We start from the raw sequence: 16,575 nt of genomic DNA, 5'->3' as shown, positions 1-16,575 counted from the left end.
CGGTTCACTGGGAGGACGACCGAGCGTAGTCAGGCCGCTCCGCAGCTCGCAAGGCATCCACGACGATCTTGTCCGCCCGCTCGACGGTCACGGTGGCCCGCTCCTTCTCCAGTGTCTGCACGACGCCTCCGGGGATGTTCAGTGCGGGCTCGAGGTCCTGCGGGTTGCCGATGACCTTGAAACGAAAGGGCTGGGTGATCTTGTTCCCATCGACGCTGACTCCGTTCCCGGAATCGGTCAGATAGGTACTGGCGACGACCCTCACGCCGTTCACCTGGATCGCCTCGGCGCCTGCCGCGCGCAGCTCCTGGATGGCGTCGAGCAGCATGTCGGCCTCGACCGTCCCCTTCGTGTCGTCGATCGTCAGTGTGATGCCGGGTCCCTGAGCCGCCACCGTGCCCGCCAGAATGCCGAGTTGCCTTTCCTTCTCGACCGTCTGCTTGCGGGCTTCCTCGGCCTGGTCCGAGCTGTTCTCCAGCTCGGTGCGCTGGCCTTCGAGACCCTGCTTCTCCTCCTCCAGACGCTGAGTACGGTCATCCAGTTCATCGAGAATGCGAACGAGATCTTCTTGGCGTGCTCCGCGCAGCGCGCTGTCGTCGTTGTTGGAGGCCACCTGGATGGCCAGACCGAAGCCGAGCCCGAACAGCAGGAGGGCGACGATGAGTTGGGCACGCGTGAAGCGCGGCGGCCACAGCCCCTTGGCGAGCCTGTCGCGCCCGGTCAGCGTCGGCTGCCGCTCCTGCGCGACCTCACTCGGCTCCTCGGCGGGCGCGGAGGGCACCTCTTGGGGCAGCTCCCGGCGCAGCCGGGTCGTGGGCGAGTCGTCCTCGTGACCGTCGCCCCGGTTCGGGGTCGGCCTTCCGTCCTGATCGCGCATCGGCCTCACGCCCGGAAGACGTGCCGACGGATCGCCGCGGCGTTGGAGAAGATGCGAATGCCGAGCACGACCACGACGCCCGTGGACAGCTGGGCGCCGACGCCCAGCTTGTCACCCAGGAAAACGATCAGGGCGGCCACGACGACGTTGGACAGGAACGACACGACGAAGACCTTGTCGTCGAAGATGCCGTCCAGCATCGCGCGCAAACCACCGAACACGGCGTCGAGCGCCGCGACGACGGCGATGGGGAGATACGGCTCGACCACCGCCGGCACCTCGGGCCGGACCAACAGTCCGGCCACCACTCCCAGGACGAGGCCCAGTACGGCGATCACGATGTGCCCTTCTCTGTGCTCGGTTCAGCTGTACGTACGATCACACTCGGCGCGGCCGGCACCTTGACGTCGTCCTCGACGGAGATGCCCGTCCGGATGTCGAAGTTCTCATGCAACGCGTGCAGGTACAGCCCGTCGGGGCTGTTCTGGAACCTGGTGCTCAGCCGCTTCCCGTCCCCCACCGCAAGCACCGTGTACGGCGGCGCCAGCGGCTTGTTGTCGACCAGTATCGCGTCACCGGCGGCCCTGATCGCGGACAGTGCGGTCAGCCGCTGCCCGTTGATCGAGATGGCCTCGGCACCCGACTCCCACAGTCCGTTGACGACCCGCTGCATGTCCCGGTCACGCACGCGCCCGGTGTCGGAGAACCCGGAGGTCTCGCGCGGATCACCGTCACCGCCCTGGCTGGCTTCCTTGGCGTCGTTGACGACGAGTTTGATTCCCGGACCGTGCACCTCGACAGCGCCCGAAAGGATGCCGACCAGGTCTCCCTGATCGTCCCCGCCGCCCGTCTTGAGCGCCTCGCGCTGCCGATCTCCCACCTCGTCACGGAGGGAGTCGACGGTGTCCTCGAGCTCGTCCGCGACCGCGGTCTCCTGCTCGATGCGGTCGATGAGTTCCTCACGCTCCTTGGCCACCACCGGAGCGCTGATACGCGCCTCGGCGGCGCCCACGGTCACCACCAGGGCCGCGAGCACCAGACCGGCCGCGAGCCCCAGCTTGGCCCGTACGGTCTTGGGCATGCCGCTGGTGCCCTCGGCCTGCTTCCGAGCGGCCGCCTCGGCGTACCCGTCGTCGAGGCTGTGGTCCATGACGTTGTTGAGCAGCGACATGGAGGCGTCCGGACGCGTGGGGCGCGTGGCTGTGCTCCGAACGGGGGGCTGCTGCGGCATGCCGCACATCGTCGCACGTCGCGACCACTACCTCCGAATGGCCCTACCGGCGTGCCGGACAGGCCCCGTTGGGGGCACTTGTCCGGCACGCGCGCGTACTGGCTGTTTCAGCGCCCGGCGCTGTCCACAATCGTCGACCACTCGTCGAGCAGGGCCTGCGCGGAAGCGTCGTCCGGTCCCTCCGCCCACAGATGGGTGACGGCCTCGGCGGGGTCGGGCAGCACCATCACCCACCGCCCGTCGGTCTCCACGACCCGCACCCCGTCGGTGGTGTCGACGAAGCGATCTCCGGCCGCCTCGACGACGCGGCGCATCACCAGGCCCTTGACGGCCCACGGCGTCGCGAGATCCCTCTTCAGGACATGCGCCCGGGGAATCCGCGCGTCGATCTGGCTGAGCGTGAGCTGCGTGCGCGCCACCAGTCCGATGAGCCGTACGAAGGCCGCCGTCCCGTCGAAGACGCTGCTGAACTCCGGCACGATGAACGCGCCGCGCCCGTCGCCGCCGAAGATGGTCGTCTCGTCGCCGCCGACCCGTGTCAGATCGTCCGGCGAGGTCGTCGTCCACTCCACCTGCGTGCCGTGGTACGCCGCGACCTGCTCGGCGATTCTGGTCGTGGTCACGGGCAGCGCCACCCGCCCGCTGCGCCGCTCGGCGGCGACCAGGTCGAGCATGACCAGCAGAGCCCGGTCGTCCTCGACGATCCGCCCCTTCTCGTCGACGAGCGACAGCCGCTCACCGACCGGGTCGAACCGCACACCGAACGCGGCCCTCGACGACGCCACTATCTCGCCCAGCCGCACCAGCCCCGACCGCCGCATGTCGGCCGTCTCCGTGGGCCTGGACTCGTCGAGACCGGGGTTGATCGTCAACGAGTCGACACCGAGCTTGCCGAGCAGACTCGGCAGTACGAGGCCGGCACTTCCGTTGGACGCGTCCACGACGACCTTCAGCCCGGACTCGGCGATCCCGGTCGTGTCGACATTCCGCAACAACGACCCGGTGTACGAGTCGAACACGCTGGCCGGGAAGTGCAGATCCCCGATCTCACCCGGGAACGCCCGCCGGTACTCCTGCCGCGCGAACACCCTGTCCAGCTTCCGCTGACTCCCCTGCGAGAGGTCGGCCCCCTGCCCGTCGAAGAACATGATGTCGACGGAGTCGGGCACCCCGGGCGTGGTCCGGATCATGATCCCGCCGGCACTGCCCCGCGCGGTCTGCTGCCGGGCCACGGGCAGCGGTACGTTCTCCAGATCCCGTACGTCGATGGCGCTGGCCTGGAGCGCCGAGATGACCGCCCGTTTCAGCGCGCGAGCACCTCGGGAGTGGTCGCGGGCCGTGGTGACGGTGGAGCCCTTCTTGAGCGTCGTGGCGTACGCCCCTGCCAGCCGCACGGCCAGCTCCGGGGTGATCTCCACATTCAGGATCCCGGACACACCCCGGGCGCCGAACAGATGAGCCTGTCCTCTCGACTCCCAGATCACCGAGGTGTTGACGAACGCACCGGCTTCGATCGTCTTGAAGGGGTAGACCCGTACGTTCCCCTGCACGATCGATTCTTCACCGACGAGGCACTCGTCACCGATCACGGCGCCGTCCTCGATGCGTGCGGCCCGCATGATGTCGGTGTTCTTCCCGACCACGCAGCCACGCAGATTGCTGTGCTGCCCGATGTACACGTTGTCGTGGACAACGGCCTTGTGCAGAAAGGCTCCGCTCTTCACGACGACGTTCGAGCCGACGACGGTGTGCTCACGGATTTCCACGCCGGCTTCGACCTTGGCGTAGTCCCCGATATACAGGGGCCCTCGCAGAACAGCGTCAGGATGCACTTCGGCACCTTCGGCGATCCACACTCCGGGGGAGAGCTCGAACCCGTCGATCTCGACGTCGACCTTGCCCTCCAGGACATCGGCCTGCGCCTTCACATAGCTCTCGTGGGTCCCCACGTCCTCCCAGTAGCCCTCGGCGACATAGCCGTAGACGGGCTTGCCTTCCTTCATCAGTTGCGGGAAGACATCGCCGGACCAGTCGACGGGAACATCCGCCTCGACGTAGTCGAAGACTTCGGGTTCCATCACATAGATGCCCGTGTTCACCGTGTCGGAGAAGACCTGGCCCCAGGTCGGCTTCTCGAGGAAGCGCTCGACCTTTCCCTCCTCATCCACGATGGTGATGCCGAATTCCAATGGGTTCGGTACGCGCGTCAGACAGACAGTGACCAGCGCGCCCTTTTCCTTGTGGAAATTGATGAGTTCGGTGAGGTCGAAGTCTGTCAAGGCATCACCGGAGATGACGAGGAAAGCGTCGTCCTTCAGCGCTTCCTCGGCGTTCTTGACGCTCCCGGCGGTACCGAGTGGCTTCTCCTCATTGGCATAGGTGAGCTCCATCCCAAGCTCTTCGCCGTCACCGAAGTAGTTCTTGACGAGCGACGCCAGGAACTGGACGGTGACGACAGTCTCGTTGAGCCCATGCCTTTTGAGCAGCCGTAGCACATGCTCCATGATCGGGCGGTTGACCACAGGCAGGAGCGGCTTGGGCATGCTCGAGGTCATGGGGCGAAGGCGTGTGCCTTCGCCTCCAGCCATCACGACGGCCTTCATGTCGGAAGCGTCCTCCTTGAAGAGACGGTCTAGCCGACTTCACCCGTCCAGATTGTCCCGCACTTTTCCGACGCGGGCCATCGAGCCACTACGGCCGCACAATCAGGCGAGCTCAATCGGCCATGGCGTCCGCCCTGACAAGTCGGCGGACTTGTACTACGTAGAGGATCCCTGCCCACCAGTACAGCGTCGTACCCCATCCGGCGAACGCCCATCCGAAAATAGCAGCGAGTGACGAGATCCAACCACTTCCGTCACTGAGCAGCAGCAACGGGAAGGCGTACATCAAGTTGAAGGTAGCTGCCTTCCCGAGGAAGTTCACCTGGGGCGGCGGATAGCCGTGGCGCCTGAGGATGCCCACCATCACCAGCAGAACCAGCTCTCGCAGGAGCAGTGCAGCGGTCAACCAAAATGGCAGAATCTCGCGCCAGGTGAGACCAACCAAAGTCGACAGAATGTAGAGCCGGTCGGCCGCGGGATCGAGGAGCCGGCCGAGGCTGCTGATCTGGTTCCAGCGGCGGGCGAGCTTGCCGTCCAGATAGTCGCTGATGCCGCTCAGGGCCAGTACCAGAAGCGCCCAGCCGTCGCTCTTGGGTCCCCCGAACTCCGGCCAGAGGATCAACCACAGGAAGACGGGCACGCCGACGAGGCGGGCCATGCTGAGGATGTTCGGGATGGTGAGGACCCGATCCGTCTGGACTCGGGTCTCCTGAACCTCCACCCGGGGGCCTCCTGTGCAAAACGAGCCGATGATGCCCCCTGACCTTACCTCAACGCAAAAAAGCTCTGGCTCCGGGGCGGTATGCCCAAGAGCCAGAGCTGTAAAAGGAGTTCGGCGGCGTCCTACTCTCCCACAGGGTCCCCCCTGCAGTACCATCGGCGCTGTAAGGCTTAGCTTCCGGGTTCGGAATGTAACCGGGCGTTTCCCTCACGCTATGACCACCGAAACACTATGAAACACTCAACCGCACCACACCGTGACCATGGCATGGGGTTGTTCGTGGTTTCAGAACCAACACAGTGGACGCGAGCAACTGAGGACAAGCCCTCGGCCTATTAGTACCAGTCAACTCCACCCATTACTGGGCTTCCATATCTGGCCTATCAACCCAGTCGTCTACTGGGAGCCTTACCCCATCAAGTGGGTGGGAATACTCATCTCGAAGCAGGCTTCCCGCTTAGATGCTTTCAGCGGTTATCCCTCCCGAACGTAGCCAACCAGCCATGCCCTTGGCAGAACAACTGGCACACCAGAGGTTCGTCCGTCCCGGTCCTCTCGTACTAGGGACAGCCCTTCTCAATATTCCTGCGCGCGCAGCGGATAGGGACCGAACTGTCTCACGACGTTCTAAACCCAGCTCGCGTACCGCTTTAATGGGCGAACAGCCCAACCCTTGGGACCGACTCCAGCCCCAGGATGCGACGAGCCGACATCGAGGTGCCAAACCATCCCGTCGATATGGACTCTTGGGGAAGATCAGCCTGTTATCCCCGGGGTACCTTTTATCCGTTGAGCGACGGCGCTTCCACAAGCCACCGCCGGATCACTAGTCCCGACTTTCGTCCCTGCTCGACCCGTCGGTCTCACAGTCAAGCTCCCTTGTGCACTTACACTCACCACCTGATTGCCAACCAGGCTGAGGGAACCTTTGGGCGCCTCCGTTACCCTTTGGGAGGCAACCGCCCCAGTTAAACTACCCATCAGACACTGTCCCCGATCCGGATCACGGACCCGGGTTAGACATCCAGCACGACCAGACTGGTATTTCAACGACGACTCCACCTGAACTGGCGTCCAAGCTTCACAGTCTCCCAGCTATCCTACACAAGCCGAACCGAACACCAATATCAAACTGTAGTAAAGGTCCCGGGGTCTTTCCGTCCTGCTGCGCGAAACGAGCATCTTTACTCGTAGTGCAATTTCACCGGGCCTATGGTTGAGACAGTCGAGAAGTCGTTACGCCATTCGTGCAGGTCGGAACTTACCCGACAAGGAATTTCGCTACCTTAGGATGGTTATAGTTACCACCGCCGTTTACTGGCGCTTAAGTTCTCAGCTTCGCCACACCGAAATGTGACTAACCGGTCCCCTTAACGTTCCAGCACCGGGCAGGCGTCAGTCCGTATACATCGCCTTACGGCTTCGCACGGACCTGTGTTTTTAGTAAACAGTCGCTTCTCGCTGGTCTCTGCGGCCACCCCCAGCTCGAGGAGCAAGTCCTCTCACCAGTGATGGCCCCCCTTCTCCCGAAGTTACGGGGGCATTTTGCCGAGTTCCTTAACCATAGTTCACCCGAACGCCTCGGTATTCTCTACCAGACCACCTGAGTCGGTTTAGGGTACGGGCCGCCATGAAACTCGCTAGAGGCTTTTCTCGACAGCATAGGATCATCCACTTCACCACAATCGGCTCGGCATCAGGTCTCAGCCTTGATGAGCGGCGGATTTGCCTACCACTCGGCCTACACCCTTACCCCGGGACAACCACCGCCCGGGATGGACTACCTTCCTGCGTCACCCCATCACTCACCTACTGCAAGTCTGGTCCGTCGGCTCCACCACTCCCCTTTGCCCGAAGGCTCCAGGGCGGCTTCACGGACTTAGCATCGCCTGGTTCAATGTTTGACGCTTCACAGCGGGTACCGGAATATCAACCGGTTATCCATCGACTACGCCTGTCGGCCTCGCCTTAGGTCCCGACTTACCCTGGGCAGATCAGCTTGACCCAGGAACCCTTGGTCAATCGGCGCAAACGTTTCTCACGTTTGTATCGCTACTCATGCCTGCATTCTCACTCGTGAACCGTCCACAACTCGCTTCCGCGGCTGCTTCACCCGGCACACGACGCTCCCCTACCCATCCCAGCGGGCGTTGGCCCTCATGCTGGAATGACACGACTTCGGCGGTACGCTTGAGCCCCGCTACATTGTCGGCGCGGAATCACTAGACCAGTGAGCTATTACGCACTCTTTCAAGGGTGGCTGCTTCTAAGCCAACCTCCTGGTTGTCTCTGCGACTCCACATCCTTTCCCACTTAGCGTACGCTTAGGGGCCTTAGTCGATGCTCTGGGCTGTTTCCCTCTCGACCATGGAGCTTATCCCCCACAGTCTCACTGCCGTGCTCTCACTTACCGGCATTCGGAGTTTGGCTAAGGTCAGTAACCCGGTAGGGCCCATCGCCTATCCAGTGCTCTACCTCCGGCAAGAAACACACGACGCTGCACCTAAATGCATTTCGGGGAGAACCAGCTATCACGGAGTTTGATTGGCCTTTCACCCCTAACCACAGGTCATCCCCCAGGTTTTCAACCCTGGTGGGTTCGGTCCTCCACGAAGTCTTACCTCCGCTTCAACCTGCCCATGGCTAGATCACTCCGCTTCGGGTCTTGAGCGTGCTACTGAAACGCCCTGTTCGGACTCGCTTTCGCTACGGCTACCCCACCCGGGTTAACCTCGCAACACACCGCAAACTCGCAGGCTCATTCTTCAAAAGGCACGCAGTCACGAGAATGAAGACAAGTCTTCATTCCGACGCTCCCACGGCTTGTAGGCACACGGTTTCAGGTACTATTTCACTCCGCTCCCGCGGTACTTTTCACCATTCCCTCACGGTACTATCCGCTATCGGTCACCAGGGAATATTTAGGCTTAGCGGGTGGTCCCGCCAGATTCACACGGGATTTCTCGGGCCCCGTGCTACTTGGGTGTTTCTCAAACGAGCCGCTGATGTTTCGACTACGGGGGTCTTACCCTCTACGCCGGACCTTTCGCATGTCCTTCGCCTACATCAACGGTTTCTGACTCGTCTCACAGCCGGCAGACTGTGACAGAGAAATCCCACAACCCCGCATACGCAACCCCTGCCGGGTCTCACACGTATACGGTTTGGCCTCATCCAGTTTCGCTCGCCACTACTCCCGGAATCACGGTTGTTTTCTCTTCCTGCGGGTACTGAGATGTTTCACTTCCCCGCGTTCCCTCCACTTGCCCTATGTGTTCAGGCAAGGGTGACAGCCCATGACGACTGCCGGGTTTCCCCATTCGGACACCCCCGGATCAAAGCCTGGTTGACGACTCCCCGGGGCCTATCGTGGCCTCCCACGTCCTTCATCGGTTCCTGGTGCCAAGGCATCCACCGTGCGCCCTTAAAAACTTGGCCACAGATGCTCGCGTCCACTGTGCAGTTCTCAAACAACGACCAACCACCCGCCACCCCACTGGAGATCCAGTGAGTTCACCGGGGTCGGCACTGAAGGCAGCCGTAACCGGCCGTGCCCTCAGACACCCAACAGCGTGCCCGACCGGACCCCGTCCGAAGATCATGCTTTCCACGCTCTGACGAGCAGTACTCACAGCCTCCGACCCGGAAACCCAGCCGAATAATCAACGTTCCACCCATGAGCAACCAGCACCGGACGTTCGCCGATGTACTGGCCTCTGACCGTGTCCCGAAGAACCCGGTAAGAAATGCTCCTTAGAAAGGAGGTGATCCAGCCGCACCTTCCGGTACGGCTACCTTGTTACGACTTCGTCCCAATCGCCAGTCCCACCTTCGACAGCTCCCTCCCACAAGGGGTTGGGCCACCGGCTTCGGGTGTTACCGACTTTCGTGACGTGACGGGCGGTGTGTACAAGGCCCGGGAACGTATTCACCGCAGCAATGCTGATCTGCGATTACTAGCAACTCCGACTTCATGGGGTCGAGTTGCAGACCCCAATCCGAACTGAGACAGGCTTTTTGAGATTCGCTCAGCCTCACGGCATCGCAGCTCATTGTACCTGCCATTGTAGCACGTGTGCAGCCCAAGACATAAGGGGCATGATGACTTGACGTCGTCCCCACCTTCCTCCGAGTTGACCCCGGCAGTCTCCTGTGAGTCCCCATCACCCCGAAAGGCATGCTGGCAACACAGAACAAGGGTTGCGCTCGTTGCGGGACTTAACCCAACATCTCACGACACGAGCTGACGACAGCCATGCACCACCTGTACACCGACCACAAGGGGGCGACCATCTCTGGCCGTTTCCGGTGTATGTCAAGCCTTGGTAAGGTTCTTCGCGTTGCGTCGAATTAAGCCACATGCTCCGCTGCTTGTGCGGGCCCCCGTCAATTCCTTTGAGTTTTAGCCTTGCGGCCGTACTCCCCAGGCGGGGAACTTAATGCGTTAGCTGCGGCACCGACGACGTGGAATGTCGCCAACACCTAGTTCCCACCGTTTACGGCGTGGACTACCAGGGTATCTAATCCTGTTCGCTCCCCACGCTTTCGCTCCTCAGCGTCAGTAATGGCCCAGAGATCCGCCTTCGCCACCGGTGTTCCTCCTGATATCTGCGCATTTCACCGCTACACCAGGAATTCCGATCTCCCCTACCACACTCTAGTCTGCCCGTATCGAATGCAGACCCGGGGTTAAGCCCCGGGCTTTCACATCCGACGCGACAGACCGCCTACGAGCTCTTTACGCCCAATAATTCCGGACAACGCTCGCGCCCTACGTATTACCGCGGCTGCTGGCACGTAGTTAGCCGGCGCTTCTTCTGCAGGTACCGTCACTCTCGCTTCTTCCCTGCTGAAAGAGGTTTACAACCCGAAGGCCGTCATCCCTCACGCGGCGTCGCTGCATCAGGCTTTCGCCCATTGTGCAATATTCCCCACTGCTGCCTCCCGTAGGAGTCTGGGCCGTGTCTCAGTCCCAGTGTGGCCGGTCGCCCTCTCAGGCCGGCTACCCGTCGTCGCCTTGGTGAGCCACTACCTCACCAACAAGCTGATAGGCCGCGGGCTCATCCTTCACCGCCGGAGCTTTCCACCACCAGACCATGCGGCCGGTGGTTGTATCCGGTATTAGACCCCGTTTCCAGGGCTTGTCCCAGAGTGAAGGGCAGATTGCCCACGTGTTACTCACCCGTTCGCCACTAATCCACCCCGAAGGGCTTCATCGTTCGACTTGCATGTGTTAAGCACGCCGCCAGCGTTCGTCCTGAGCCAGGATCAAACTCTCCGTGAATGTGTACCCGTAATCGGGTCGACACCACGAGAGCGGTGCAAGAGGAGGAATGATCCTCTCGCACACAGCGTCCTCGCTGTGTTTACTTCAAAGGAACCTCGCCCCAACCAGACGAACTGGCCGGAGACGGGGTATCAACATATCTGGCGTTGATTTTTGGCACGCTGTTGAGTTCTCAAGGAACGGACGCTTCCTTTGTACTCACCCGAATTATCTTCTCGGGCTTTCCTCCGGGCGCTTCCCTTCGGTGTTTCCAACACTATCAGTGTTTCTCCGTCTCTCTGACCACCGTCCCGCAGACATGCGGAAGCTGACCCCGAGATAGGATCTGACAAGTTGAATGCTGCTCGACCAGGACACTTGACTGTGCCGCTCGGCCCCGAGCAGGAGTACGACTGTACAGGCGGGCTCGGAGCAGGCGCAAATCGATTACGTCGTGCACGGCGGTCGCCAACCCGTACGTCTCATGCGGAACCGTCAGTTCATATGACATACGCTGCTGCCCAGTGCGCCGTCCGGGACAGGCACTGACGGCCCATCTGAATCTCCACTCCTGGGAGGCTTCCCATGACCACAGTGACGTCCCCTCTTGCAGGACGCGCCATCGGACTGGCCGCCGTGCCGGACCCCGTCTTCTCGGGAGCCATGGTGGGCCCCGGCACAGCGATCGATCCCGTGCGCGAGGCCTCGGAGGCCGTCGCCCCTGTGGACGGAGTCATCGTGTCGCTGCATCCACACGCGTTCGTCGTGGTCGACAGTGACGGCCACGGTGTGCTGACGCACCTCGGAATCGACACAGTGCAGCTGAACGGCGAGGGCTTCGAACTGCTCGTCAACAAGGGCGACACCGTGACGCGTGGTCAGGCCGTCGTGCGCTGGGACCCCGCTGCCGTCGAGGCCGCAGGCAGGTCCCCGATCTGCCCCGTCGTGGCCCTCGAAGCCACGGCCGGGTCCCTCTCCGAACTCCGCGAGGACGGCGATGTGAAGGCCGGCGACACTCTCTTCGGCTGGGCGTGACGTCAAAGCCGTACTCGACGGCACATACGAAGAACCATCACGGCGGCGGGACCCGCCGCACTATCGGAGACGGGTGAGATGGAGACAACGCTGCGAGGCGTCGGCGTGAGCCACGGTGTGGCCATCGGCGAGGTTCGGCACATGGGAACGGCGGTGCTGGAGCCGCCTGCCAAGCAGATCCCGGCGGAGGACGCGGAGCGCGAACAGGGGCGTGCCCGCAAGGCCGTGGATGCTGTGGCGGCCGATCTGATGGCGCGCGGCAACCTGGCCGGTGGTGAGGCCCAGGCCGTGCTGGAGGCACAGGCCATGATGGCCCAGGACCCCGAGCTGATGGCTGATGTGGAGCGACGTATCGCCGTGGGGAGCACGGCGGAGCGTGCGGTCTACGACGCGCTCGCCGCGTACCGCGCTCTTCTGGCGGGGGCCGGTGAGTACCTCGCGGGTCGTGTCGCCGACCTCGACGACGTGCGGAACCGTATCGTCGCCCGACTGCTCGGGGTACCCATGCCGGGCGTCCCGGACAGCGACGAGCCGTATGTCCTCATCGCTCGTGATCTGGCGCCTGCGGACACGGCTCTGCTCGACCCCACGCTGGTTCTCGGATTCGTGACCGAGGAAGGTGGCCCGACCAGCCACAGCGCGATCCTGGCGCGGGCACTCGGTGTGCCGGCCGTGGTGGCGCTGCCGGGCGCCGGGGAACTGGCCGAGGGCACGGTCATCGCTGTCGACGGCAGCACCGGCGAGATCTTCGTGAACCCGAGCGCGGAGAAGAAGGCGGAGCTGGAGGCTGCCGCGGCCGAGCGGAAGGCGGCGCTCGCTTCGTCGACCGGACCGGGTGTCACGTCGGACGGCCACAAGGTGCCGCTGCTGGCCAACATCGGTGGCCCCTCTGACGTACCGGCGGCCCTGGAGGCCGGGGCCGAGGGTGTCGGGCTGTTCCGTACCGAGTTCCTCTTCTTGGACGACAGCAAGGCGGCGCCGTCGGAGGAGAAGCAGGTCGAGGCTTACCGCCAGGTCCTGGAAGCCTTCCCCGAGGGACGCGTGGTCGTGCGGGTGCTGGACGCCGGCGCGGACAAGCCTCTGGACTTCCTGACCCCGGTCGATGAGCCCAACCCGGCACTGGGTGTGCGCGGGCTGCGGACCCTCCTCGACCATCCCGAGGTGATGCGTACGCAGCTGACGGCGCTCGCCAAGGCCGCGGAAGGGCTGCCCGTCTACCTCGAGGTCATGGCGCCCATGGTCGCGGACCGTACGGACGCCAAGGCGTTCGCGGACGCCTGCCGCGAAGCCGGGCTTCAGGCGAAGTTCGGCGCGATGGTGGAGATCCCCTCGGCAGCACTGCGGGCGCGGTCGATTCTTCAGGAGGTCGAGTTCCTTTCGCTGGGGACCAATGACCTCGCGCAGTACACGTTCGCCGCTGACCGGCAGGTGGGCGCGGTGTCCCGGTTGCAGGATCCGTGGCAGCCCGCGCTGCTCGACCTGGTCGCGCTGTCCGCCGAGGCGGCGAAGGCCGAGGGCAAGAGCTGTGGTGTCTGCGGTGAGGCAGCGTCTGACCCGCTGCTCGCGTGTGTGCTGACCGGTCTGGGTGTCACCTCTCTTTCCATGGGTTCGGCTTCGATTCCTTACGTCCGGGCGACGCTGGCGAAGTACACGCTGGCGCAGTGTGAGCGGGCCGCGGCTGCCGCGCGTGCGACGGACACCGCGGAGGAGGCGCGCAGCGCGGCTCAGGCCGTGTTGTCCGGCGAGTGACGTCGAAGCCCGATCGGCTGTCGTAGAGGGGCGCTCCACCTGAGGGTGGGGCGCCCCTCGCCCATTCAGTGGGTGTGCCCGCCCGGAGCAGTGCCTCCCTCCCCGAGGTCGGGTGGGGCGCAGTAGTCGACGCCGGATTCCGGTGAGACGAGGTCTCCGGATTCCACGTCCGTGCAGTAGGCGTCGAAAACCTCTCCTGCGGTGAGCGGTTCCAGGCCTTCTCCGCGCAGGCGCCAGCCGTAGACCCGGTCGGTGGCGTCCGAGGCGCTGGTGCGCATGACCAGTCCGCCGGGGCTCCTGGTGGCGATGCCGACGGCCAGGACCGTCACGAACTCCAGGGCTTCGGCCTCGTCCAGATGCGTACTGCCGTCGACGTCCTCATCCACGTGGAGCGCGGACATGAGCGGTTGGGGTGAGGACGAGACGCTGCACACGAGGTGGCGTCGGCCCGGACTCGCGGTGTCGAGGATGCGGGTGAGCAGTTCGGAGGCGTGGGCGAAGGCCGAGCGTCCGATGTCGTGGCCGCAGGAGGCGCAGTCGCCGATTCGGGACAGGAGATTGGTGGCGTACTCCCAGGTGGCCTGGCGGACGGCTTCGTCGATCAGGTCGGTGACGAGTTCGGACAGGGGCTGGCCGTCGTACGGGATGCTCGGGCCCGTCGTGGCCAGCTCTCCGGTGAAGCGGGTGCGGCTGGACGGGGCGTCCGGTTCCAGGCCTGCGTCGGCGCAGAACTCCGCGTACTCCTCCGGGTCGAAGAGGGCGACCGTGGTGTGGTTGCCCTGCGCGGCGAGTGTCCTGAGCAGGGCTTCCACTTGTCGGAGGTAGGTGGCGTGGTCGTCGAAGGTGAAGGTGCGGTAGCGCCGCATCGCGGTGAAGTCGTGCTCGTCGGCCAGCAGGCCGATGGTGCCTGCGATTTCGCGGCGCAGCACCCGTCGCATGCTCTGGTGTCCGGTGTGCGTCATGTTTCCCCCCGTGTGCGAGCAGTCGATCAATGCTCACTCACAGTAACTGTCACCACTGACAACGGGCTGCGGGCTGCGGGCTGCGGGCTGCGGGCTGCGGGCTGCGGGCCGAGCGCATCAGCCGCGCTTGCGGGCCAGGTCCTCATAGAAGCGGAGGAGGTCGAGGTTGTCGATCGAGCCGGGGTTGACCGCTCTTTCCATCGGGGTGCCCTGGAGGAGGCGTTTGACGGGGACCTCGATGCGTTTGCCTGTGAGGGTGTGCGGGACACCGGGTACTTCGATGACCTCGTCGGGGACGTGGCGCGGGGAGAGTTGCTCGCGAATGGTCTTTTTGATGCGGTTCAGGAGGGTTTCATCGAGGACCGCTCCCGGGGCGAGGTGCACGAAGAGGGGCATCCAGTAACCGCCGTCGGGCTGTTCGACGCCGATGACGAGAGACTCCTTGATCTCCGGGAGTCGCTCGACCGCTTCGTAGATGTCGGCGGAGCCCATGCGGACGCCCTGGCGGTTGAGCGTGGAGTCGGAGCGGCCGTGGATGACGACGGAGCCTCGGGAGGTGAGGGTCGTCCAGTCTCCGTGGCGCCAGACTCCGGGGTAGGTGTCGAAGTAGCTGTCGTGGTAACGGGTGCCGTCGGGGTCGTTCCAGAAGTGGATCGGCATGGAGGGCATGGGGTTCGTGACCACGAGTTCGCCGACCTCGTCGACGAGGGGTTTGCCACTGGGGTCCCAGGACTGCAGATCGGTGCCGAGGCTGGGGGCCTGGAGTTCGCCGATGTACACGGGAAGGGTCGGGACGGCTCCTGCGAAGCAGGAGCACACGTCGGTGCCGCCGCTGACGGAGGCGATCCACAGATCGTCGCGGACCTCGTCGTGCAGCCAGCGGAAGCCGTCGGGCGGGAGTGGTGAGCCCGTGGTGCCGACGCACTGGACGCGTGAGAGGTCGTAGTCGCGGCCGGGGTGGACGTCTGCCTTGCGGCAGGCCATGACGTAGGCGGCGGAGGTGCCGAAGAGGGTCGCGCCGGTGCGTTCGGCCACGTGCCACTGGGCGCCTGTGTCGGGGTAGCCGGGGCTGCCGTCGTAGAGGACGACCGTGGTGCCCGCGAGGAGGCCGGAGACGAGGAAGTTCCACATCATCCAGCCGGTGGAGGTGTACCAGAAGAAGCGGTCCTCGGGGCCCAGGTCGCAGTGGAGGCCGAGCTGTTTGAGGTGTTCGACGAGGATGCCGCCCTGGGACTGGACGATGGCCTTCGGGAGTCCGGTCGTGCCGGAGGAGTAGAGCACCCACAGAGGGTGGTCGAACGGCACCTGTTCGAAGACGGGTTCCACGTCGGCGGAGGTCAGGGTGGACCACTCGAGGGCGCCTTCCGGTGCCTCGGTGCCCAGCAGCGGGATGTGGACGACAGCGCGGAGGGTGGGCAGTTCGCGGCGGAGTTCGGCGACGGTGTCGCGGCGGTCGTGTTCCTTGCCGCCGTAGCGGTAGCCGTCGACGGCGAACAGCACGACCGGTTCGACCTGTTGGAAGCGGTCGAGGACGCTGCGGGCGCCGAAGTCGGGGGCGCAGGACGTCCATACGGCGCCCACCGCCGCCGTGGCGAGGAGGGCGACGACGGCCTCGGGAACGTTCGGGAGGTAGCCGCTGACTCGGTCCCCCGGACGTACGCCGAGGGCGCGCAGTTCGGCGGCGAGGGAGCCGACCTGGCGGCGCAGTTCGGTCCAGCTGACGGGGCGTGGCTCGTGGGTCTCGTCGACGTGCAGGAGGGCCGGTTCGTCGGCGCGGGTCGCGGTCGCGCGCAGGGCATGTTCGGCGTAGTTGAGGGTGGCTCCGGGGAACCACTCGGCGCCGGGCATGGAGCGATCGCCGAGCACGCGCGCGTAGGGCGTGGAAAACCGTACGCCGAACCATTCGGTGACGGCTTTCCAGAACGTCTCCAGTTCGTCGACGGACCAGCGGTGGAGGGCCGCGTAGCCACCCTTGGCCGGGGCTCCGTGGTGCTCAGCCGCCCAGGCCTGGAACTTTGTGATCTGTGCCTGGGCGATGCGTTCTGGATCGGGCTGCCAGAGCGGCGAGGTGTTCGCTGAGGTCATGGGGCGGCTCCCGGACTGTGCGCGTCGTGTGCGTCGGGCGCGCACG

The 16,575-nt window shown here is 64.3% G+C and carries 9 protein-coding genes and 3 rRNA genes; 2 read left to right on the top strand and 10 right to left on the bottom strand.

Going from position 1 to position 16,575, the window contains the following annotated elements; genetic code table 11:
• Window positions 1-4: 4 nt before the first annotated feature.
• The 8 genes from SGFS_RS46115 to SGFS_RS46080 all read right to left on the bottom strand — a co-directional run bounded on the left by SGFS_RS46115 (window position 5) and on the right by SGFS_RS46080 (window position 10,716).
• On the bottom strand, window positions 5-877 hold the full coding sequence (locus SGFS_RS46115; protein WP_286258561.1) for a DUF881 domain-containing protein: 873 nt from the start codon (window positions 875-877) through the stop codon (window positions 5-7).
• A 5-nt stretch (window positions 878-882) separates the two neighbouring features.
• On the bottom strand, window positions 883-1,215 hold the full coding sequence (locus tag SGFS_RS46110; protein ID WP_009343209.1) for a small basic family protein: 333 nt from the start codon (window positions 1,213-1,215) through the stop codon (window positions 883-885).
• Window positions 1,212-2,117, bottom strand: a complete 906-nt coding sequence (locus SGFS_RS46105; protein ID WP_286258558.1) for a DUF881 domain-containing protein — start codon at window positions 2,115-2,117, stop codon at window positions 1,212-1,214. The genes SGFS_RS46110 and SGFS_RS46105 overlap by 4 nt, the downstream gene beginning before the upstream one ends.
• 98 nt (window positions 2,118-2,215) lie before the next feature.
• Window positions 2,216-4,711 carry a mannose-1-phosphate guanyltransferase gene (locus SGFS_RS46100; RefSeq protein WP_286258557.1) on the bottom strand — a complete coding sequence of 832 codons (2,496 nt, stop codon included), beginning with the start codon at window positions 4,709-4,711 and terminating at the stop codon, window positions 2,216-2,218.
• Window positions 4,712-4,823: 112 nt separating this feature from the next.
• Window positions 4,824-5,432: a CDP-alcohol phosphatidyltransferase family protein gene (locus SGFS_RS46095; RefSeq protein ID WP_286258556.1), complete on the bottom strand. Its 609-nt coding sequence runs from the start codon at window positions 5,430-5,432 to the stop codon at window positions 4,824-4,826.
• 109 nt (window positions 5,433-5,541) lie between these two features.
• A 5S ribosomal RNA gene (gene rrf / locus SGFS_RS46090) occupies window positions 5,542-5,658 on the bottom strand.
• 89 nt (window positions 5,659-5,747) lie between these two features.
• A 23S ribosomal RNA gene (locus SGFS_RS46085) occupies window positions 5,748-8,870 on the bottom strand.
• Between the two features lie 319 nt (window positions 8,871-9,189).
• A 16S ribosomal RNA gene (locus SGFS_RS46080) occupies window positions 9,190-10,716 on the bottom strand.
• The 16S, 23S and 5S rRNA genes sit together here, the layout of an rRNA operon.
• Before the next feature lie 567 nt (window positions 10,717-11,283).
• On the opposite strand from SGFS_RS46080, the gene SGFS_RS46075 reads away from it, so the two are divergent.
• Window positions 11,284-11,733: a PTS sugar transporter subunit IIA gene (locus tag SGFS_RS46075; RefSeq protein WP_286258555.1), complete on the top strand. Its 450-nt coding sequence runs from the start codon at window positions 11,284-11,286 to the stop codon at window positions 11,731-11,733.
• A gap of 78 nt (window positions 11,734-11,811) precedes the next feature.
• Window positions 11,812-13,482, top strand: a complete 1,671-nt coding sequence (ptsP, locus tag SGFS_RS46070; RefSeq protein ID WP_286258554.1) for a phosphoenolpyruvate--protein phosphotransferase — start codon at window positions 11,812-11,814, stop codon at window positions 13,480-13,482.
• Window positions 13,483-13,547: 65 nt separating this feature from the next.
• Here the strand turns inward: ptsP and SGFS_RS46065 are convergent, their stop codons facing one another.
• A complete protein-coding gene (locus SGFS_RS46065) occupies window positions 13,548-14,444 on the bottom strand; it encodes a hypothetical protein (protein ID WP_286258553.1) in 897 nt (298 codons plus the stop codon).
• A 117-nt stretch (window positions 14,445-14,561) separates the two neighbouring features.
• Entirely contained in the window at window positions 14,562-16,529 is a 1,968-nt protein-coding gene (locus SGFS_RS46060) for an acetoacetate--CoA ligase (RefSeq protein ID WP_286258552.1), read from the bottom strand.
• Window positions 16,530-16,575: the final 46 nt, after the last annotated feature.

Origin of the sequence: Streptomyces graminofaciens (assembly GCF_030294945.1) — a bacterium.
Lineage (GTDB): Bacteria > Actinomycetota > Actinomycetes > Streptomycetales > Streptomycetaceae > Streptomyces > Streptomyces graminofaciens.
The sequence above is the reverse complement of the archived record's forward strand: the minus strand, read 5'-3'. Positions and strand labels throughout refer to the sequence as shown.